This window comes from Shewanella intestini, assembly GCF_018221465.1.
Classification (GTDB): Bacteria; Pseudomonadota; Gammaproteobacteria; order Enterobacterales; family Shewanellaceae; genus Shewanella; species Shewanella intestini.
The window spans coordinates 222,695-244,535 of the sequence record NZ_JAAIKR010000002.1 but is presented as its reverse complement, the minus strand read 5'-3'; the positions used below and the strand labels follow the sequence as shown (position 1 = coordinate 244,535).

Below are 21,841 nucleotides of genomic sequence, written 5' to 3'. Positions count from 1 at the left end.
CATTTGAATTGCAGACATTGTTACCATTAGGAAACACCACACTAATTAATGTCGCTATGTGCAATAAACATTATTAATTCAATTTTGAATGACAACTTACTCATATAGCAAGGGGCGAACAAGTATTTTCTGACCCGTATCAGTAAAAATGACATTTTTGTCGCCTTTTTACACAATTAGGTAGATTTTTTACCATGCGAGTTTCAATGGCACTGTTTATTTTACGGATTGCCCCATAAAATTAACCGCCAAACTAAATCTAAATTATTGCTAAACTGGGCATATTGTCCCGGTACATAGGTTATTTTTATCGTGAAGTTCATCCGCTCCTTTTTGCACCCGTTAAGACATTCTTTTCGCTTCCTCACTAACATGACATTAATGGTCGGTATTTCTTTTAGTTGTATCGCTAACAATAGCCCCGTCAATGAGCAAGGCCCCTCGATTAGCCTTACCCAATTACAACAGCAATTAACGGCGATAACCAGCAACGTCAGTCAAGATAGAGCAAGTCAGCTCAGCAGCTTAATATACCGTATGGATACCCAGCAAATACTGTTTGAACACAATAGCGCGCATTACTTTCAACCTGCCAGTGTCCAAAAAATATTCACCGCGGTTGCTGCTCAACATGTGTTAGGGCTTAAGCATCATTTCGATACTCAAATTCGCCTTTCTGCACCGTTTGGATCGCTAACACCAGTATCAAATACTAAGTTAATTCACTCATCTGCTGAGCAAGTTGCAAATAATAAGCAAACAACAAACCGCGTCTTAAACGAGGCTGATGGGGTTTACAACGGTGACGTGCTCATTCGTTTTGGTGGCGATCCACTGTTAACACATCAACAATTAATCCATCTTATAAGCGCGTTATCAAAACTTGGGATTAAGCAGATTAATGGGGAAATTGTTATTGCATCAAATGTAACACCGACGCCACAACCTCGAGGCTGGGTGTGGGATGATTTAGGTATTTGTTATGGCGCACCGATAACCAATGGTATTGTCATTGATCAAAATTGCCTCAAGGCCAACTTAGCCGCAAAGCGCTATAACGAAACGTCTAAAATCACATTAAGCCCCTACCCAATAGATGTCCAAAAAGCCTACCGTATTAATGGTCATTCTTCGCCATTACTTGAATTTAATACGACCGCTTACTTTAAAAAAAATCAGCAGGCTAAAACCAATAACAATAAGGATGACTGCCGCCTCAACTTAGCACCAGTGGTAAACGGGCGATATAACATTAGCGGGTGTTACACTAATCGTTTATCACTACCGTTATCCCTAGCCATTAATAATCCAAGTCAATTTGCCTATGCGTTTGTTGAACAAACCTTAGCAAAGCTTCATATTAGCCACGCTCCAATTAATATCAATCAACCTATTAAATTTGATAATCAATCTCTAAAAGCCCATTTCCCGCTATTAATCGCTCAGCATCAGTCAGACAGTACCCAAGCTTTAGTCACTCAAATGCTACAGCAATCTAATAATGTCATTGCTGAAACCCTACTTAATGCCATAGCTCAACAATTAGCTCAACAATTACACCAGACACAGACTGTCACTAAAAGTGACAGTGACAACGCTGGCAACGCTGGCAACAATAATGACAACCCAGCATGGGTACTGACACAAGTATTAAGCCAATTAGGTCTTGATGTTAACGATGCCAACGTTACCGATGGTTCGGGTCTTTCTCGCTATAACTTAGTCAATGCTCATCAACTTTTAGCGGTATTACGTTATCAAGCCTCTGCGAAAGTTAACTTACTTTCGCAACTGCCAACAGCGGGAGAGTCCGGCACATTAAGGACAAAGGCGGTATATTTACAAGATGGGATTAAGCACCGATTGCATGGTAAATCTGGCAGTATGCTTGGGGTACATAATTTAATTGGTGTACTCAATAGTAAAGCGAACGGGACACTCTTGTTTGTCATTTTAGAAAATAACATTTCACCTAAACGCCAAGACAAACAAAGTTATGTGAATGCCATTTTAAATGAGTTGGCGACACTGCCTCCCTTAAACTAACCGACAAAAAGTGTACTATTTGTACCCAATGGTAAAGTATAAAAAAAGCCCGAAAAGTTCGGGCTAAGAGAGAAATTAATTCATATTATGATTTAGGGGTACTTATCGCAATTAGTTGCAGTTGCCCCCACCGTTAACAACATGACTTTCAACCGAGCTAACTTTTAAATTGTTTTAGCCGCATACTCACCTGCGCTTCACTGTGTGCTTCTAACCAATATTTTTGTAATGTCTTATTTTTAAGGCCGTTTTGTTCATCCGATAAATTCCACGCACCTTTCCAAATACCATCGGCAATTAAATGCACAACAGCACTTTCAATCGCAGAAGCAACACATAAACTAACTGGTTCATTTGAGGTATAGCCCGCCTCAGCCTCGAGTAGTTCTTGTGCATCTAGAAACTTAAATACACCAGCGGTAATTTCTTTTGAAATAACAGACTTAGTTGTTGTAACACTACTTAATAAACGTCCTGTTCGAATATCGACAGCCCGTAAGTTCACTGTAATCCGGTCAACACGGTATTGACCAGAAGTACCAATGCCGAGGTAACGAGCACCTGCCCCCCCCGTTTTAATATTAGTATCATAAGCGACAATGCCCCCTTCCATTAAAATCTGGGCACTATTGAGTTGCGGCAAACCATTTGCTTTGCCTTTTAACCCTGCGCGAACAATTTTGCGTTCGGTTAATAAATTTTGTAACCCTTCACGTTCTACTGGCACAAACCATGTTGAATCATTTAATGCTTGGGCAAGAAAAGCGGTACCACTTTGCGGTACTGCCGTTGAAAAGTTGCTTGATGGAATAGGTTTGTATTGACCGGTTTGATCTCTAAAGTCATATACCGCTGCTACCATCTGTCCCTGAGGAGAAGGTAAACTAACCAAGTCACGATACGTTTCGCCTTTAGGCATTAAACTAGAAGTGGCTTCAATGCCGTCAAATTCACTGTCGATACTGCTACAAGCCGACAACAGTAGTACAGCTGATATAATCATTAGCTTTTTCATATTAGCCTCCTGTCGTCTCACCAACGATACCGCCAACTTCAATCACCGTGGTTTCGCCTGTTAATAAATCCGTGATGTGTACCAACAATGAACCATCTTCATTGACTACATTAATTTCAAAGTCATCTGTTTTTAAGTACCCTTCACCACCATTAGCGGCATCATTAAAAAGTTGACTCATTAAACGAGATTGTAATGAACTAGCTAAACGCTCTAACGCTGTGGGTGCTACATAACCTGAACCACCACCTGTGTGTTCATTTTGTGCACTGGCATTTTGCAGTAAATAACTGCCATTTAAGTAACTGCCACCAAAATTGGGGTTAACGGGTGTATAAACCAATTGAGTCGCCATTGATGACGCTGAAAAGGTTAACAAAGCTGAGATCAATATTAATTTTTTCATAATGCTTCCCTGCTATATTTCATCGGGCGCGAGATCCGGATCGGTAAATGCGCTCCACTTAGTTTGCCTTTGATGTTGTTTCAATACATTATCAACGCGTTGAGCCGCACCTAATGCTTGCTCATCAATATTGCGCGATGCGGGTGAGACAAACGTGACAAAAATGGGTTTTCTATTGTGTAATATACTAATTTTACTGCCACTTCTTGCAGTTGCGTATTCTTTTACCGTTAAGCCGGTATGTAAAGCTGTGCCGTTGATATCACGGTAAGCGCTAACAAAATCTCGATAAAAGCGATGCCCTAACCGTGTCATAGCTCTATTGAGAATTAATCCATCAACCAGATCGGTTTCTTTACGCGGCGTTGCATCGCTAATATTGACGGTTTGGTCTTGTTGTTGTGGTAAATATTTGTCGTCTGCTTGGCCTGTTTTTTCAGGTTGTTTGGCTGGTGAAACATTTATAGGATCGGCTAATACACAAAAGTGGCTAATCACAATGATTGCAAGTAGCCACTGGTAGTATTTCATACACGTACCTCGTGCATGTGTGTTTGTGCCCATGCTATCGCTTGACCGCGACTAGACACTCCGATTTTTCTAAAGGCTCGGTATAGGTGGGTTTTAATGGTCGACTCACTCACAAATAATTGATTAGCAATATCCAGATTGGTACTACCAGAAAGCAACGCTTGTAACACTTCCCTTTCCCTAATGGTCAACTGCTCGCTGTCATCTTCAACCTCAGTATTTGTCATTGACTGTTGTAATGCTTGTGGGAAAACACTGCGACCTTTTAATAACTCATTAAATCCAGCGCTGATTTCAACTAAAGTCGCTTCAGCATAAAACGCACCCAAGGTTGTTGCAGGGTGAATAATAAATTTGGCATCGACTTGTTTTGGAAAATTAATAAAGACAGTGTGTGAGTGAGCATGTTCTCTCTCTATTAAACGCTGTAATTGATAAGCTTGTTGAAGGTCAATCGTAGATAAGTCAAAAATGACCATAGTGACCGATTGTTGCGATAACTTTTTAGCCATGTCACCCGGTGCCGCTTTGGTTAACTTAACTAAAAACTCTTGTGGCCAACGACAGTCCAATAAATCTATCAACATTTGTGAACGAGAGACAATCATCCAATTAACGACTTTAAACATCTTTAACACTCCATGTGAACCGATGGGTAGAACTACTTCCAGTAAGAAATAAGTACGATAACGAAAATAAAGATTAGCAACTCAAATACCAGTAAACAATTAGCCTAAAGGGTGCTTACGCACCCTTGCCTAGACTAAAGTATTAGTACTACATACCTTGAACGATGGTTGCCATGTTGTTTGAACCACTTGCAATTACGCTAGCCATATTGCCTGAATCTGTTTGCGTGATACTGACCATGTTACTAACACCACCAGTTACAAAGATATCTGCCATATGGTTTGTACCCGTTTGCGAAATCATTAACTCGTTGTCTGTACCAGTCCAAGATTCTGCAACTGCACTGTTAAAGTCACCTGTTTGTGAAATATCCACTACAGATGAAATATCAGCAGAATCTGCATAAGCTTGGTTTTCATTACCGACTTGATCAATCATCACCACATTGCCAGAACCAAATGTACCTGCACCGATATCTGGGCCAAAGTAGTTATTTGCACCAGGTTGGTTACCCACAACGTTACTATTACCTGTTTGGTTAATGGTAATAGAGCTACCACCACCTAACTCACTCGCTGCACCGGCATAGTTATCAATACCCGTTTGTACAATAGCGATATTATTAGAGAAGCTTGACGCTGCTTGGCTTACAACTGCTTGGTTGGTGTCGCCTGTTTGAGTAACGCTAGCAGTATCACCAACACCAACTTGAGAAACTGTCGCTGTATTACCCAGACCAGCTCCTGAATTACCGCTTTGGAATATTGTTGCTGAGTTACCTTCATTTAACTGTTCAATGTTTGCTTCATTTTCCATGTCAAGCTGGGTCACTGACGCGGTATGGTTTAAACCATTTTGGTCAATATCCGTGACGTTTAAATCACCTGATTGATTTACTGTAGCAACTGAGCCTGAACCGGCTTGCAGTAATGTCGCACTAGCCATCGTACCGCTTTGGGTAACACCAGCAACATTTGAATCGCCATCTTGTTCAATATCAGTGAAGTTATCATCACCACTTTGCAAGACAGACAAGTTATTACCTTGGCCCATTTGCAGCGCGACGGTTTCATTTGAAACACCAGTTTGTGCGATAGTACCTACGTTACCGTCACCAATTTGTGACAGTGTCGCGACAGTGTCATCATCTGTTGCATTGTTACTAAATACATTTGTATCTTGGTCAATACTACCAACGTTACCACTGCCTTCTTGATTAATCGTCGCTTCAGCGCCATCTGATGCATATTGATCAATCACGGCATTATTACCGCCACCTAAGCTTTGGTTTATTGTTGCATTAGCAAAATCAGACCAAACATTGTTGATTAATGCCGTATCACCACTTCCTAACTGATTAATGGTTGAGTTGGCACCATCGCCGTTATCTTGAACAATATTACCTTGGTTAGCGTTACCTTGTTGGTTAACGACAGCAGCAGCATTTAAACCATTGTTAAATGTCTGCTCAATATCCGCAGTATTGCCATCACCATTTGAGATGATAGTCGCTGTTGCAGTCAATGTAGATTGATGCTGATAGATAGTTGCTTGGTTACCGCTACCGTCTTGGTCAACAGTTGCCGTTGTTTGGCTAGTGTTTTCTTGGTCGATGGTTGCAACGTTATCATCACCGGCTTGATCAACCTCTGCCAAGTTGTTGTCACTGTTGAGCTGCTGCGTTACTGTGGTTTGGTTATTATTACCAGATTGACCGACATTGGCCGTGTTGGTATTACTTGCATATGCACCCGAAGCAAGCATCATAGATGATACTAAAATTGCTATTTTTGAATATTTCATCTCGTATTTCCCTTTACTTAGTTTGATAAACTACCTTGAGTAATGACAACACTTTGTGAGTTGCCCCACTGTGTTACACCTACTGCATGTCCGGAGCCGTACTGCTGGATCCGAATAGCATTTTCTATTCCGGTCTGATTAATGACCGCTAAATTTTCTGTTCCTATTTGAGTAATATGTAACGATAATTCAGCCCCGTTTTGTTCAGATAACACTTGATTTCCAAACCCAGACTGTAAAACCGTTGCTTCAATATCACTGCCAAATTGATTCGCTATTAATTGGTTTTCATAACCTTGCTGATTAACCAGCATTTGATTTGAAAAACCAGATTGATTAACAGCAGAAAGGTTACTGCCACCGACCTGCATGATGGTTGATGAAAGCAAGTCACCAAATTGGGTAACTTGAGCACGATTATCAGAAAGTGCTAATTCATCAACATCACTGATGTCTTGTTGACTCCAACTTGGCAATGAACTCAAACACAACGCACAAGCAAAAATCCTTGCTGTGGCTGTCACGTGAGATTTTTTTTCACGTTTAATCAAGGTCATGCATCCTGCCCCTTGTGTTGAGTTAATGGGTTCCAATCATCTTGAAATTCACTAAACACAACGTTGTTGTTGAGAGTGTCAATATTATGGCGCGCAGATAAGTTGATTGAATCGTCAGCGAGTATTAAAGGATGATAGACCAAGCAGTGATTTTTAATCCTTGCCCCCCTCATTAGTACTATTTTTGCAATGAAAACCTCACACTTTGCGTCAATGATGAAAGGGGAAATTAACGCTATTTATTTTCAGCACCCAAAACAAAATATATTAAATACATAGCCTTATGCGGTGATCCTGTATCATAAAGAGGAATCAACCGCCGGTGACATCAGCTTGTTAACAGAATATGAACTAGCAGGTTGAGGCAGGAAGATGAGGGACAATTGACAGTGGCTTTGGGTCCAGGAGGCGCCATAGGATTGCTATATGACTGTTGTAAAGGAAGTAATAATGTCATGACTGTCTACTTAAAAAACATGTGCACGACTTAATTGAATTCAAACACAGTAAAGCTTACTTTAATTGAGGACAAGATAATTAACTTATTTCATTTTAGTGCGATACAAACTAAGCAAATCACCAGCAATAAACTTAACCCTTGCCAAAAACGCAGCGGGTTTCTTTGCATCAGTGGAATAAATGTTTTTTCAACAACCGGATAGTTAACCGTAGTCAGAGCATGTAAAAATTCCGCGGTGTCTGCATAGCGATGACAAGGCTCAATGGATAACGCTTTTTTCAATACGACATCAATCCACTCTGGCAGCATTGGATTAAGTTGATGCGCTGGTATGTATTTTAAGGCCAAATAATCTCGTCGACTTTGACACTTGGCCAATTTTGCACCAAAGGGTAACTGCCCGGTGAGCATTTCATAGGTTATCACCGCTAGTGAAAAGATATCTGCGCGTCTGCCGGCTTGATAACCTAAGATTATTTCTGGGGCACTGTAATCTATCGTACCTAAGATATGGTCACGTACCAGCGGAGTTGATATCTCCGCTATCCCTTTGATATAACAAGAGCCGAAATCGATTATCTTTACTAATCCATTGGTTGTTAAAAATATATTGTCAGGCTTTAAATCTTGATGCAGGGTTTCTTTGCGATGAAAGGCTCTTACTCCACGTTCTATTTGTTTAATTAGCCCTAATACCTGTGCTATTGATACACATGGATTGTCATTTATCCACTGAGCGAGTGTTTGCCCGCTAAGGTATTCGGTTAAATAATATAAGCTGGACTTAGGTTTATTAACATGGCAAATACTCACCACATGCGGGTTTTGTATCCGCTTTCCTATCCAACTTTCTAATATAAAACGTTCAATATATGCAGCGTCATCAAGATAATTGACAGAAGGTGTTTTCATGCAATAACTGTTGCCAGTATTATCAATCACTTTGTAAACTTGGCTACGTTGTGATTGATACAAAATCGCCGTTACTTGATAGTCATCCATGAACATCCCAACGGTTAATGGTGGTGGAAAAGGCCGTTTTGAAAGGTGCTTATATACGTCATCTACCCCTTGTTCCGGTAATGAAGAAACTGACAAAATTTGTGCACTTAGATTATCATCACTGCCGCAAACAAGCGCCTTTTCAACTAACTGTTGGCAAACTTGTTCGCACAAACAATCATTGATGCTGGCTTGCTGCATCATACGTTGCAATGCTTGGCTTATTTCATTATCAGTTAATACATCATGAATACCATCAGTGAGCAGTACATAAACATCATGTAGTTGAACATCAACTTGGCGGTAATCAACATCAAGCTTCACATCAAGCCCTAACGCGCGAGTTAAATACGCTTTTCCTTGAGCCACTTGGGTGCAATGATCTTGACTTAAGCGGGTAAGCACGCCATCTCTAAATCGATAGACGCGAGAATCCCCCACATGCAATAAATGCACACTGCATGATTTGAAAATTAATGCACTAAAAGTACACACAAAACCTTTACGTGCATCACGATAATCTTGCCCTAAGCCATATAACCAACGATTCAATGCCGTTAATACTTTCGTACTAGCAACTTGTACTCCCCAAGTATCTGGTGTTGAATAATAATCAGCAATAAAGTTACTGACACTTATTCTTGATGCTTGTGCGCCGCCTTCTGCGGTGCTGACACCATCACTTATCACACTCACAATTCCTTTTGTGGTTAGTGCCATTCCTTGTGGGATATTAATCGCGATGGCATCTTCATTTTGCGGTTTTAATCCTGCTGTTGAATATTGACCCACATTTAATGCAAGTGACTGAATACACGTTAAGTGGGCAATAGAGGTATCGGCTGCGCTTTGGATATCATCGATATAACCTTGCACCCTATCCTGCGGACAGTTAGTGACAGCAATATCTATTTGATCCGCCTGATATTCCGCTTTTACCATTGATGATTTTAATGTGTTCATGTTTATTTATCACCTGAGGGGCGTTTAATGACCCTCATAGCGTGTCAGTCGCTAATTAACATTATTAGCTCACACTAATTAACGTTACTTTACCCTCTTCATTTATCTCAGCTATATGGCCTTTAGGCTCTGACATAAAGAATAAGGTCATGAAACCAAATACCGCACTGGTTGCAATAACATAAAAAAATGTTTGCGTTGAAACCATTGAATAGACGGTCAGATAGAACACAGCGCCCACATTGCCATAAGCCCCTGTCATTCCGGCTATTTGGCCAGTTAAGCGCCGCTTAATTAACGGCACCGCTGCAAACACTGCACCTTCACCACTTTGGACAAAAAAAGAACAAGCCATCACCACGACAATCGCTAAGGAAAGCCCCCAACTGCTATCAATTTGTGCCACCATAAAGTAACCCACGGCTAATCCTGCAGTCAGGATAAGTAATGTTGTTTTACGGCCACATTTGTCACTTAACCACCCGCCACCGGGACGCGACATTAAATTCATAAACGCATAACTAGAAGCGACCATCCCTGCTTGTGCCATACCCAATGCAAAGGTTTCAGCAAAGAACAATGGCAACATTGATACAACCGCAAGCTCACTACCAAAAGTGGTAAAATACATGATGTTTAATACCGCAACTTGCTTAAACTCATAGCGTTCAAACTCAGGCACTTCAGCGACAAAAATCTGTTTATTCACTTGATAAGTCTGAAAAACATCAAATAAAAATACTAATAGCAAACCAACATAAATGGCGAGTGTCATGGTTTCAGTTAGCATTGCTACGCCAGTTGGTGACAGTTTCCACGCCAGTAACGCTAAGGTTGCATACATTGGCACTTTCATCACAATGAGCAAGGCAAAATCTTTTTTACTGGTGACTTCTAACCCACCTGCTTTTTTAGGTTTAAAATAAGTCGAACCTTTTGGGGTATCGGTAACATTAAAGTAATACACAAATGAAAATAACAAGCTCATTGCACCAGTGATCCCAATGGCATATCGCCAGCCATTTTCACCACCAAATGCCAATGCAACAGCAGGCAAGGTAAACGCCGCCGCAGCTGAACCGAAATTGCCCCAACCACCGTAAATACCCTCAGCAGTACCCAACTCTTTAGCCGGAAACCACTCACTGACAATACGAATACCAATGACAAAGCCAGCTCCAATGAAGCCCAATAAGAAACGCGCGATGGCTAATTGCTCAAAACTATCGGCAACCGCGAACATAAAGCACGGAATGGAACAAATAGCTAATAAGGCCGAGTATGTTAAACGTGGGCCATATTTGTCTGTCACCATACCAATGATAATCCGTGCTGGGATCGTTAACGCTACGTTAAGAATCAATAAGGTTTTAATTTGTGCGGTGGTTAAACCAATGCTATCTGCAATAACGGTCATTAAAGGCGCGGCATTAAACCACACCACAAAAGTAATAAAGAACGCCATCCAACTTAAATGCATGACTTTCATTTTTCCGTGAAATGCAAAAATATTAAATTTTTCGGTACTCATAATTTGTCCTTAAATTAATGTTATGCGATGGCCTTAACCAATACTTGTCCGTGTTGCTTCTTAATTTCAAATGACATGGCAGATAAATTACTGTCTTCAATGCACACACCATCTTCTAATTGGTAATGATGTTTATACAATGGTGAAGCAACACATAATTTGCCTTCGATATCACATACTAACCCTCTGGCTAATACGCTCACCCCTGTTGCTGGATCTACATTACCGACTGCATATAAGCCGTCATTGCCTAAGTCGAAAATGGCCACTGCGGTTTCATTTACCCACGCAGCAATGCCAGAACCTTGCGGTAATACACTCGCCTCACAAATCTTGACCCAATTCATATCACGTCCTCCTGTGTCGTCTGTTGCAATGGGGCATCGTCATCAATTTGTGTCACCGCAATTTGTCCCGCCCCCGTTTTGCTTATTAGGCTGTTAACGGGAAATCGCTGTTGCCTAATACGTTGATAACCTTGTTCAACCTGTTTAGGCGCTTGGGAAGGATTAACAAATTCAGTAAAACGAGTAAGAAATTCGGGCGACGCTAGGCTGGTTTTCCATTCGCACTGATAACGCGCCACAACTAACGCCATTTGCGTAGACAACTCATCATTAATTGCCAGAATATCGTCAATGACCACGGCCTTTAAATACTCAACACCACCATCAAGTGATTCAAGCCAAGTTGAAGTGCGTTGGAGTTTGTCCGCGGTTTTGACATAAAACATCAAGATACGATCGATGTAGAGATACAATTGCTCGGTCGTTAAATCTGTGGCAAATAAGTCACCATGACGCGGGCGCATACCGCCATTACCTGCAACATACAAATTCCAGCCTTTATCTGATGCGATAATGCCAATATCTTTACTTTGCGCTTCGGCGCACTCGCGGGTACAACCTGATACAGCAAACTTTAACTTATGCGGACTGCGCAAGCCTTTATAACGATTTTCAAGATCTATTGCCATTTTGATGGAATCTTGCACCCCATAACGGCACCAAGCGCTGCCGACACAAGATTTAACGGTGCGTAATGACTTACCGTAGGCATGACCCGTTTCGAAACCCGCGTCGATTAAACGGCGCCAGATTAGCGGTAATTGCGATAATGTCGCCCCAAAAAGATCAATTCGTTGTCCACCCGTAATCTTGGTATACAAGTCAAAATCCTTAGCCACTTCACCAATGACAATTAATTTCTCTGGGGTAATTTCACCACCAGCAATTCGCGGGACTACAGAGTAACTGCCATCTTTTTGTAAATTACCTAAATAAGCATCATTGGTGTCTTGTAACTGCACGTGGGACAAGTTTTGATTGAGTACATAATCATTGGACAAGCTGGCAAAAATAGATGCTGCAGCAGGCTTACAAATATCGCAACCGTATTTGTGGCCACTTGTGTGTTTACCATGTTGGCTGATTAAGCGGTCAAAATCGCGGATATTGTCAACTTTACAGATGTGATATAACGCTTGGCGGTCGTGTTCAAAATGCTCACAAATCCCTTTATTAAAATCAACCCCTTGTGCTTCTAAGGTTTGATCTATTATCTTCTGGACTAATGAGGCACACCCACCGCAACCTGAGGCGGCTTTAGTACAACTTTTTACCTGCGCAAGTTGGTGATTACCCGCAATAACATCATTGGCAATATCGGCTTTAGTGACCTGATGACAAGAACACACAATCGATGTGTCTTTTAAATCAGCCTCATTGGCAGCGCCGCCCAACAATAGGTCTACCGCAGCACCATCAATGGCATCTTGTGACAGGTATAAATCAAGCAAAAAATTATATTCACTGTTATCTCCTATCAATACCGCGCCTTTAAGGTGCAGCCCGGTTTCATCTAACCACAATTTTTTATAGATTCCGGCTTGATTGTCGCTAAGCTCGACATATTGCGCACCGTCAAAACCACGGCTTTGACCAATCGCGGCAACATCGACACCCAGCAATTTAAGTTTTGTGCTCATATCGGCACCGGTAAACTCAATTGCAGTGACATCAGCGACCGAATGAACAATATGCGATGCGGCAGCATTTGCCATTTGGTAGCCTGGCGCGACCAAACCAAAGATACGTTGTTGCCATAATGCACACTCACCAATCGCATAAACATCTTTGGCAGAGGTTAAGCAATGATTATCAATCACTATACCACCGCGTTCGCCTGTACTGATTTGTGCTTGTTTGGCCAAGGTATCTTGCGGCCTAATCCCTGCAGAAAAGACAATCATGTCAGTTTCTAAATAACTATCATCGTTAAATGTCATCCGATGACGAGCGGTTTCACCATCAATAATCGCTGTCGTGGCTTTATTTACATGCACGCTGACATCTAATTGTTCAATCTTTTGGCAAAGCAACTCTCCCGCTTTATCATTAAGCTGAACGGGCATTAATTGCGGCGCAAATTCCACAACATGCGTTTTCACACCAAGTTGTTTAAGCGCATTTGCCGCTTCTAATCCAAGTAAACCACCGCCGACAACCACGCCAACTTTGGCCGTGGCCGCAGCTTGGTTAATGGCTTCAAGATCTTCAATGGTGCGATAAACTAAGCAATGTTCTCTGTCGTTACCATTAATAGGAGGCACAAATGGATACGACCCCGTTGCTAACACTAATCGGTCATATTCAATCACTCGATTATCTGCTGTGGTGATGGATTTATTTTCAGTATCAAGCGCTATCACCTTAGCGCTTAAATGTAAGGTGACCCCATTTTGTTGATAATCATCTTGAGTGGCCAACATTAATGCTAAAGCGCTATTAGTTTCAAAATACTTAGATAACTGTACCCTATCGTAAGCGGGACGACTTTCTTCGCCAAACACATGAATATCAAATACATGCTGCATTTTATGCTCACATAATTGCTCGATAAAATGGTGTCCAACCATGCCATTACCTATGACCACTAACTTAGGTTTTGTGATTGCCATTACCTGCTCCCTTGGTTGTGCAAAACTGCCTGTGTCGATGTTGTTAAACACTTCGGTTGCAACTACGCATTAATAATTAGTCTTGGTTAAATATTGCAGCGACTGTGCCAATAATATAAGCATCTGTTAAATAAGTACTTTGTGATTTTATTACGCCACCAACGCCGTTTTAAATGCGCTATTAATGAGCAATCGCACCAAATCAATGCGAACAAGCAATGTTTTTAAGATGCTGTTTTTAAACATAAAAACCTTCAATTACATACCTCTTTATATGTATCCAATCTATTGTAAATGATGGACTTAAACAGATAAGTAAGGAGAAAGTTAGACGCAAGAGAGAATAATCATAAAGCAGAGATTAAATTGGCCAATTTTCGGTTTTCTTTACGCTTTAACGGCCTTTGTATAACCACCAGCAAGCGGTAAATTAAGTGTGTGTTCCCCCAAAAATAAACAAGCCTCGCAAGTGCGAGGCTGAAGATATAAATGTTTCAAGCCTAATCACCTTGACGATTAGGCTTGGAAATTACCTATGACGATCGTCCCAACATTGTTTGGCGTAATTAAGCGCTGATTGACTCAACTCATTAATGTCGAACATGTTGTTTGATTCGCTGTGTTGCATCATGTCAGAGTCTGAAGAGTATATTTGTAAAACATTAAACAACAACGCGAGCGTGACAATAACACTGGCATTAGCTTGAGTTAACTGTTGATTTTTATGTTCGGTTTGTTGCTTAGCACTAAATAATCCTGCGCCATTTTTTTTAGCTACAAACCTACTGTCACTAGAACTGTCACTAGAACTGTCACTAGAACTGTCACTAGAACTGTCACTAGAACTGTCACTAGAACTGTCACTAGAACTGTCACTAGAACAAAGCTTGCCATCAGCCCACAGTGAATGTAAATCTTCAGCTGTTAATTGTGCCTGACCAACTTTTGCCCCTGAAAATGCTTCAAGAACAGTGGGCACAGTCACTTGCCTTAGCTTAGTGTGGCTTGTTGAACTATCATCGAGAAATAGCTTATCGCTTCCCCTTATAGACTCAACAATACTGACTTTAGTCGTCACTCTTGGGTTAATTTCTGTCTCGCCTTGTAAGCCTTTAAAAATAACAATTTTTGTTGTTGGCTGTCCCGTGTTATCGGATTTCGATAGAATGCTTGTTGCTTTTGTCGCTAAAAATGCTGCCATTAACTTGGCAATTTCAATATGGCTAGTATCTAAACCAGCATGAAAATAACTACGAAGTGAGATTGCAGCATTGGTCGGATTAACACACCGAACCGCCATTTGAACCAAACTTCTAAGCCCAAGATGCTGGTGAATAGCGCGGCAACGACCCACCACGGGTAGCATATAACTGATATCCACATAAACAATATTGTGTTGATTAAGATGATATTGCGCCTGCAAAGGTGTGTGGCATGACTCAATTCCTAATGCATGAATATAATTAGCAACATGGCGACGATGTGAGAGTGATTGATGATCGCCATGTAAAAACACTTTAATCCCCTGTTTAGCTAATACCTTTGCTGCCAATAATAGCCAAGGTAATTGTTCACGCTTACCAGCGTACACAGGCCAATCTATATCTGTGGTCAACTGTTCCCAATTAGGGTAAAGTAAATGCTTTAGCCCAAGCGCTACACCTGCTAGCTCTTGATTTGTCTCCCCTCTGACTCGCATTAACATCAATGCGGTTGCCATTTGCATATCGCTGACTTGTCGGCGAGCAAAGCCGATAAAAAACGCCATTGATTCAGTTACAGACAAAGTCCGCGATCCTTTTTTACCTCTACCAAGTGCCTTAATTGTTTGGGTAAAATCAGTGTTTTTCACATCAAGTTGTTGTTCGATAAAATGTTGCTCATCAGGTTGATAGTTATTGTCGCTCTTATTGTCATTGTCTTCTACAGGCATTGTTGCCACTAACTCTTGCGAGAATGTCGAATTTATTGCGCTTGGCGTTATCTTGCTAATTTGTATATCTTCGTTACGCGCAGCAAGCACTGAAGCGACATATTGTGGGGCTGATAGTGCTTTAGCAATTTGATGAGATATTTGATTTTTACTGCTAATCCTATGGTTATCAGTCATTGTGCAACGACTGCCATCATCATGAGTTGTCTGCACTGCGTTAACTTTACTCACACTTGGCATAACCAGCCTCTTGTGACTTATTATCGATATCTTCTATCAAGGTCTGTAGTTCATGTCCCACTTGCACAACCTCGCCAATAATCATCAATGTTGGGCCGCTACTAATGATATTTTTTGCTTGCTGAGGCATTTCTGCAACCGTGGTATAACGGATAATTTGGTTTCGTCTGCCGCCATTAGTGACAAAAGCGACCCCAAGTTGCGGCGCACAACCTGCCGCTAAAAGCCCGGCACTAATAGATGGCGCTTGTTCTTTGCCCATATAAAACACTAACGTTGATTCAGCTTGCAGCAGCGCTAACCATTGACGTGCGCTTTTATCATAATGCTGAGCACTTTGTTTGGTACCAGTAATGAGCGTAACACTTCGCGCTACCCCACGATAGGTTAGTGGAATATGACTACTTGAAGCACAACCTAAAGCCGCCGTTACCCCTGCAACAAAGTGGCTTTTAACGCCATGTTGCGCTAAATATAATGACTCTTCAGCCCCACGACCAAAAATATGCGGATCGCCCCCTTTCAAACGCACAACTTTTTTACCTTTTAAGGCCAACGCTAATAGCAATGCATTGATGTCATCTTGTTTTGCACTTGGTTGACCGCAACGCTTGCCAACAAAATGGCGCTCACATTCTGCTGAAACCAAGGTTAATATGTCGTGACTGACCAAACTGTCATACACTAGCGCTGTAGCCTGTGACACGGTATTAGCTGCTTTTATGGTCATGAGTTCAAGCTCACCACAACCGGCACCAACAATCGCCACCTCGCCAGCCATTAACCCAGTGTTAATGGTGTTGTTTTTGGCGAAGTTGAGAATATGACTCATTCGTGCTTGTTTATCCATTAAGCCACACCCTCTTTTGTTGTTAACAGCCTTTTTGCCGTCGCACTATGTGGTTCATTATTGATTAGTTGCCATTGTTGCTGCACGCAGCGTTGCACCTCGCTTTGACAACTGCCGCACTGCCTGCCACAACCTAACTTTTGTTGCGTATTTTCCAATACCCTTACCAATTGCCAGTCGGTGTCCGACCCGTTAGAACCTTGTCCAATTGCTGAGCGTAGCTGCGTTAGCTCAGCGGCAATATCGGCCTCAGTAACACCGGTGCACACACAAATTAGTGGGCTACTTCCCGCCTTTAACAGTCCATGGAGTTGGTTAATCAATGCAGAATTTAGTGGTTGTGAAATAAGTTGCGACATTGCTTCTAAGTCAGCACTAATTACTGTTTGTGACAGGATTTGAATACCCGTAATTCGGTCTTTGTTAGCCAAACAAGTAATTTGAATTTGCTGTGATGATGGCAAGTGTAATGACCAGTTAAGTTGGCGTTGACTGGAATATTGAGCATCATGACTATTGCAAGCGAAAGCCACATGAAAGCATTGCCCATGTTTCAGGGTTTGTTGCACTTTCCAACGCAGTTCACCATTAAGCTCAGCATTGGTTTCAACCTCACCAAACCACATGCCTTGTAACCCAACTTCATAGCGACTGACACGCACAAGTTGATGCTTGAACGCAGGTTGCTTTGAAATATTATCAACCAAATAGTGGGTTGCGTAATTAACTCCAGCAGTAAGTGAAAATTGCTTAGACCAATGCATGCTTGTATTTAAGGTGTTTTCCAATATTGTTTCGTCAAAAACAACGCGAGCAACATATCCACCACCCAGGATATCTTGTGAATTAATTTCACACTTAATAAAATCATGTTCAGTCAGTTGTATTAGCTTTGCTGTTTTAGGATGAATAGCCACAGTAGGCTGGGCAACACTGGCACGTAATGAGGCTATATGACCTGTGCGGGTCATGGTATGCCATTGATCTCGTGAGCGCCCAGAATTGAGTAATAATACATCAGGGGCATCTGCTACGGGTTGATGATGAGTATCAACATTAGCAGCAACAAAACGGGCCTTACCAGAAGCAAAGCTAAACTGATGATCTTGGTACACCCTTGTAGAATATTGCCCAATATCATCGCTTGACTCTATTGGCCACTGTGTTGGTGCTAAATTATCGTACTGGGCTTTAGTCAGTTTCTGCAGTCCTGAAATAGTAAATTTTTGTTGGTTAAATGTGTGTTTTACTTTGGCAGATAAGGCGGCGAACTCGGTGAAAATTTGATGACTTGATTGATAATCAAAACCTTTAAAGCCCATCGTTTTAGCCACTTGGGCTAACGCCCACCAGTCAGCTTTAGCTTGACCACTTGTGCTAATAAAAGCGCGTTGGCGGGTGATCATACGTTCGCTATTGGTCACCGTGCCATCTTTTTGTGACCATCCTAACGCTGGTAACAATAGATCAGCGTATTGCGCAGTATCCGTATCTGCACACACATCTGAAACTACCACAAAGGGACATGCCTTTAAGGCTTGGTTTACTTCATGGCTATTAGGCATCGATACCGCAGGGTTTGTGCCTATTATCCAAATGGCTTTAATTTTGCCTTGTTTCACCGCTTTAAACATCTCAACTGCACTTAATCCAGCTTTACTGGCAACAGATGTTGTTTGCCAAAAATCTGCCAATAAAGCTTGCTGCTGCTGACCAAATCCCATATGACAACTCAACTGCGTTGCTAACCCACCGACCTCGCGTCCCCCCATGGCATTAGGTTGGCCTGTCAGTGAAAAAAAGCCGCTACCCGGTTGTCCTACTTGGCCTCTGGCTAAATGACAATTGATAATTGAATTGCTGGTGTCTGTACCGCTAACGGATTGATTAACCCCTTGACAACTTGCAGTAACGACCTTAGTTGAGGCACTAAACAAATCAAAGAATAGCGCTAACTGTTTAGCGGATAATCCAGTAATGTCCTGCACACTTAACGCGGTTGTATTATTGACCTTGTTCACATGTGCCGTTGCTTGAGTTCGATGTTGGCTGTTTTGCGCAATGCGACCAGTTTTTGCATCAGTCTTGCTGGGTGATGTCATTTGTTTAACAGCATAAGCCGATGTTAACGCGAGATTTTCACGTGTTTGTGCAATAACAGTGTCAAAATCTTCAGTGTGTGCACGAATAAATTGATGATCAACTAACTGATTATCGACTAAATGCAATAACAGTGACTGAAACAACACATTGTCGCTACCGGGCTTTATCGCCAAATGTAGATCCGCTTGCTGCGCGGTAGCCGTTGTTGCAGGGTCAATTACGACAATGTGCGTGCCGCGTTTTTCACGCGCCTTCATCATTCGCTGAAAAAGCACGGGATGCGTCCATGCAGCATTAGAGCCGATTAAAACGATAACATCACATTGTTCAAAATCATCATAACAGCCAGCAACAACATCTTCGCCAAATGCACGTTGATGCGCTGAAACCGCTGATGACATGCATAAACGCGAATTAGTATCGACATTTGCCGTTTTAATGAAGCCTTTAGCTAATTTATTAGCAACATAATAATCTTCTGTCAGTAACTGACCTGACAGATAAAATGCCACTGAATCTGGGCCGTATTGTGTAATGGTGTCAGAGAATTTGCCTGCAATCGTGCTGATGGCTTGTTGCCAATCAATTGGTTTAGCCGCGCTGTTTAATGGATATTTCAACACCGAAGGTTGATCTAAGCTCTGTAACAAGCTTTCACCCTTAGCGCATAATTTACCGCGATTTGCAGCATGGCCACTATGACCACTTACGACTAAGTTAGTTGCGCTTTTAGCAGGGAATGTATTTTCATGAATAGCAAATGTGTTAGCATCAATGCATGCTTTAGTCGATACCTTTACCCCACACCCAACCCCGCAATATGCGCAGCTCGTAATGACAGACTCCATTGTATACCTTTAAGATTAATCCTTATAAAGTATAGAAAGCGATTCTTATGCCAATACCTAAGATGTTGTAAAGTTAGCCTTTTTTATAATGTGGATGTGTCAGGTGCGCATGAATCGTGCATAAGCGTGCACCAAAAATGCCCACAAGTAGCATCAGTGTTGATTTTTATAAGCAAAAAAAAAGCCAGCAAATGCTGGCGTTTTAATCGTTAGGTTCGTATTACTGCTTGTTGATTTTATCAGCAGTACGACCGTCATCATGACAAGAACTACATTCTGGTCTGTCACCGACATTTGTGTCATGTGGGGCATGACAATCAGCACACATCAGTTTGCCATCATGTGATTGGTGAACTTTATCCATTTCTGATAAAGCACCGTGACAGCTTTGACACTGTTCAAACTCATATGCACCATCAGCAGACGGTTCGCCATCAGCATGACAGTTTTCACAGCCACCCATTTCAACATGGAAATCTGCAAGGTTTTGTTTTTCATCAGCAGCGAAACTCGCCGTTGAAGATAATAATGCAAAACCCGCAGCAAATAGTGCAGTTAGTAATTTATTGCTCACTTTAAAATCCTCCATTTGCAGTTAAATGCTCTCATTCTTTTGTATTGATGGGAGTCAAAAACTGAATTAATCACAACACTCAATCCACTAAAATACATTTAACAAACATAGTTAACGTTGCCCAAATTGGCAACCATAAAGCAGCCACGTAATTTAACAGCTTGTTCTTTACTAAAACGTGCTCTACTTCATGTAAACCATTCAAGTATTAAGGTTATTTTAAGATAATCAATTGTGAGACAAAAAAAAAGGAGCAAAGCTCCTTTTTTGTAAATGATTTTATTTTTAATTAACGGTTCTGCAAAGCAGCAATACGTTTTTCTAACGGAGGGTGACTCATCATTAACTCAGCCATACCACGTTTACCATTAATACCTAACGCTGACATTTGTGCAGGCATTGCACCAGACTCAGGCCCTTGGCGTAAACGCTCTAACGCTGCGATCATTTTGTGCTTACCCGCTAAGTGAGCAGCACCTTCATCGGCTTTGAATTCACGAATCCGTGAAAAGTAAGCCACAATCATGGAAGCTAAAATACCAAATAGCATATCAAGCACGAAAACCACACCGATATAAGCAAACGTACCTAACCCTTCTCCTTCTTCATCATTGCTAGCCACCACGTTATTGATAATGCCTGCAACCACACGCGCAGCAAAAATAACGAAGGTATTCACTACGCCTTGGATCAAGGTTAATGTCACCATATCACCGTTAGCAACATGGCTTACTTCATGGGCTAATACGCCTTCAATTTCATCTTGGGTCATGCCATAAAGCAAACCCGAACTCACGGCAACCAATGCGTTATTTTTAGATGGGCCTGTCGCAAATGCGTTTAGCTCTGGTGATTGATATATCGCCACTTCAGGCATATTAATGCCCGCTTGTTTTGCTTGGCGCGCAACGGTATCAACTAACCATTTTTCGATATTGTCACGAGGTTGAGTGATCACTTCACACCCCATGGTTTTCTTGGCCATCCATTTAGAAATCGCTAAGCTAAGGAACGCACCACCAAAACCAAATATTGCAGCGAAAATTAATAGCCCAGTCATTGAAGAAGTGTTAACCCCTAAAATAGACATGACAATCGATGCAACAAGTAAAATAGCCATGTTGGTGGCAATTAATAAAAAAATCCGCTTCATATAAGCTCCTGTTTGACGAAAGGGTCAATTACAATGGTTTAAGACATAATATGTCCAAAATAATCAATTTCAAGGGTTGATTAATTAAATAATTTTTAGATGATTATTTTTAAAAGACATGCCATAGATTTTGCGGATTCTACTAAGTGAATATTAATAGATACTTAATCTGACGATTGATTTATCACGACTTTTGGTAAGTTATTTTCTTTGCTACACTGCCAAAAAACCAATGAA

16 protein-coding genes are annotated in these 21,841 nt (G+C 41.4%); 1 reads left to right on the top strand and 15 read right to left on the bottom strand.

Annotated features, from left to right (window positions below; translation table 11 throughout):
* The first annotated feature begins 312 nt into the window (after positions 1–312).
* Complete coding sequence (gene dacB, locus G3R48_RS04185; RefSeq protein WP_153663360.1) at positions 313–2,046, top strand: D-alanyl-D-alanine carboxypeptidase/D-alanyl-D-alanine endopeptidase; 1,734 nt, start codon at positions 313–315, stop codon at positions 2,044–2,046.
* Between the two features lie 157 nt (positions 2,047–2,203).
* On the opposite strand, the gene G3R48_RS04180 is transcribed toward dacB, so the two are convergent.
* From G3R48_RS04180 to htpX, 15 genes are all read right to left on the bottom strand, one after another.
* On the bottom strand, positions 2,204–3,061 hold the full coding sequence (locus G3R48_RS04180; RefSeq protein WP_153663358.1) for a CsgG/HfaB family protein: 858 nt from the start codon (positions 3,059–3,061) through the stop codon (positions 2,204–2,206).
* A gap of 1 nt (position 3,062) precedes the next feature.
* A complete protein-coding gene (locus G3R48_RS04175) occupies positions 3,063–3,467 on the bottom strand; it encodes a curli assembly protein CsgF (RefSeq protein WP_153663356.1) in 405 nt (134 codons plus the stop codon).
* 12 nt (positions 3,468–3,479) lie between these two features.
* Positions 3,480–3,998: a curli production assembly/transport protein CsgE gene (locus tag G3R48_RS04170; protein WP_153663354.1), complete on the bottom strand. Its 519-nt coding sequence runs from the start codon at positions 3,996–3,998 to the stop codon at positions 3,480–3,482.
* Complete coding sequence (locus G3R48_RS04165; RefSeq protein WP_153663352.1) at positions 3,995–4,627, bottom strand: response regulator transcription factor; 633 nt, start codon at positions 4,625–4,627, stop codon at positions 3,995–3,997. The genes G3R48_RS04170 and G3R48_RS04165 overlap by 4 nt, the downstream gene beginning before the upstream one ends.
* Positions 4,628–4,775: 148 nt before the next feature.
* Positions 4,776–6,431, bottom strand: a complete 1,656-nt coding sequence (locus G3R48_RS04160; protein ID WP_153663350.1) for a beta strand repeat-containing protein — start codon at positions 6,429–6,431, stop codon at positions 4,776–4,778.
* A 17-nt stretch (positions 6,432–6,448) separates the two neighbouring features.
* Positions 6,449–6,988 carry a curlin gene (locus tag G3R48_RS04155; protein WP_153663348.1) on the bottom strand — a complete coding sequence of 180 codons (540 nt, stop codon included), beginning with the start codon at positions 6,986–6,988 and terminating at the stop codon, positions 6,449–6,451.
* A gap of 547 nt (positions 6,989–7,535) precedes the next feature.
* Positions 7,536–9,413, bottom strand: a complete 1,878-nt coding sequence (locus tag G3R48_RS04150) for a bifunctional protein-serine/threonine kinase/phosphatase (RefSeq protein ID WP_228497377.1) — start codon at positions 9,411–9,413, stop codon at positions 7,536–7,538.
* Positions 9,414–9,477: 64 nt separating this feature from the next.
* Entirely contained in the window at positions 9,478–10,944 is a 1,467-nt protein-coding gene (locus tag G3R48_RS04145; RefSeq protein WP_153663346.1) for a NarK family nitrate/nitrite MFS transporter, read from the bottom strand.
* Between the two features lie 20 nt (positions 10,945–10,964).
* Complete coding sequence (gene nirD, locus G3R48_RS04140; protein WP_153663344.1) at positions 10,965–11,291, bottom strand: nitrite reductase small subunit NirD; 327 nt, start codon at positions 11,289–11,291, stop codon at positions 10,965–10,967.
* Positions 11,288–13,903, bottom strand: a complete 2,616-nt coding sequence (nirB, locus tag G3R48_RS04135) for a nitrite reductase large subunit NirB (RefSeq protein ID WP_153663342.1) — start codon at positions 13,901–13,903, stop codon at positions 11,288–11,290. The genes nirD and nirB overlap by 4 nt, the downstream gene beginning before the upstream one ends.
* 529 nt (positions 13,904–14,432) lie before the next feature.
* Positions 14,433–16,049: a hypothetical protein gene (locus tag G3R48_RS04130; RefSeq protein ID WP_212593209.1), complete on the bottom strand. Its 1,617-nt coding sequence runs from the start codon at positions 16,047–16,049 to the stop codon at positions 14,433–14,435.
* A 10-nt stretch (positions 16,050–16,059) separates the two neighbouring features.
* Complete coding sequence (gene cobA, locus G3R48_RS04125; protein WP_228497375.1) at positions 16,060–16,926, bottom strand: uroporphyrinogen-III C-methyltransferase; 867 nt, start codon at positions 16,924–16,926, stop codon at positions 16,060–16,062.
* Positions 16,926–19,877, bottom strand: coding sequence for a nitrate reductase (locus tag G3R48_RS04120; RefSeq protein WP_153663338.1), 2,952 nt, complete (start codon positions 19,875–19,877; stop codon positions 16,926–16,928). The genes cobA and G3R48_RS04120 overlap by 1 nt, the downstream gene beginning before the upstream one ends.
* Before the next feature lie 220 nt (positions 19,878–20,097).
* A complete protein-coding gene (locus G3R48_RS04115) occupies positions 20,098–20,451 on the bottom strand; it encodes a cytochrome c3 family protein (RefSeq protein ID WP_212593208.1) in 354 nt (117 codons plus the stop codon).
* A gap of 289 nt (positions 20,452–20,740) precedes the next feature.
* Complete coding sequence (gene htpX / locus G3R48_RS04110; protein ID WP_153663334.1) at positions 20,741–21,604, bottom strand: protease HtpX; 864 nt, start codon at positions 21,602–21,604, stop codon at positions 20,741–20,743.
* Positions 21,605–21,841 lie beyond the last annotated feature (237 nt).

Bases quoted from the DNA above. Each gene is read 5' to 3' on its own strand.
- G3R48_RS04180 (WP_153663358.1), bottom strand. From the start codon at position 3,061: ATGAAAAAGCTAATGATTATATCAGCTGTACTACTGTTGTCGGCTTGT.
- G3R48_RS04175 (WP_153663356.1), bottom strand. From the start codon at position 3,467: ATGAAAAAATTAATATTGATCTCAGCTTTGTTAACCTTTTCAGCGTCA.
- G3R48_RS04170 (WP_153663354.1), bottom strand. From the start codon at position 3,998: ATGAAATACTACCAGTGGCTACTTGCAATCATTGTGATTAGCCACTTT.
- G3R48_RS04165 (WP_153663352.1), bottom strand. From the start codon at position 4,627: ATGTTTAAAGTCGTTAATTGGATGATTGTCTCTCGTTCACAAATGTTG.
- G3R48_RS04160 (WP_153663350.1), bottom strand. From the start codon at position 6,431: ATGAAATATTCAAAAATAGCAATTTTAGTATCATCTATGATGCTTGCT.
- G3R48_RS04155 (WP_153663348.1), bottom strand. From the start codon at position 6,988: ATGACCTTGATTAAACGTGAAAAAAAATCTCACGTGACAGCCACAGCA.
- G3R48_RS04150 (WP_228497377.1), bottom strand. From the start codon at position 9,413: ATGAACACATTAAAATCATCAATGGTAAAAGCGGAATATCAGGCGGAT.
- G3R48_RS04145 (WP_153663346.1), bottom strand. From the start codon at position 10,944: ATGAGTACCGAAAAATTTAATATTTTTGCATTTCACGGAAAAATGAAA.
- nirD (WP_153663344.1), bottom strand. From the start codon at position 11,291: ATGAATTGGGTCAAGATTTGTGAGGCGAGTGTATTACCGCAAGGTTCT.
- nirB (WP_153663342.1), bottom strand. From the start codon at position 13,903: ATGGCAATCACAAAACCTAAGTTAGTGGTCATAGGTAATGGCATGGTT.
- cobA (WP_228497375.1), bottom strand. From the start codon at position 16,926: ATGGATAAACAAGCACGAATGAGTCATATTCTCAACTTCGCCAAAAAC.
- G3R48_RS04120 (WP_153663338.1), bottom strand. From the start codon at position 19,877: ATGGAGTCTGTCATTACGAGCTGCGCATATTGCGGGGTTGGGTGTGGG.
- htpX (WP_153663334.1), bottom strand. From the start codon at position 21,604: ATGAAGCGGATTTTTTTATTAATTGCCACCAACATGGCTATTTTACTT.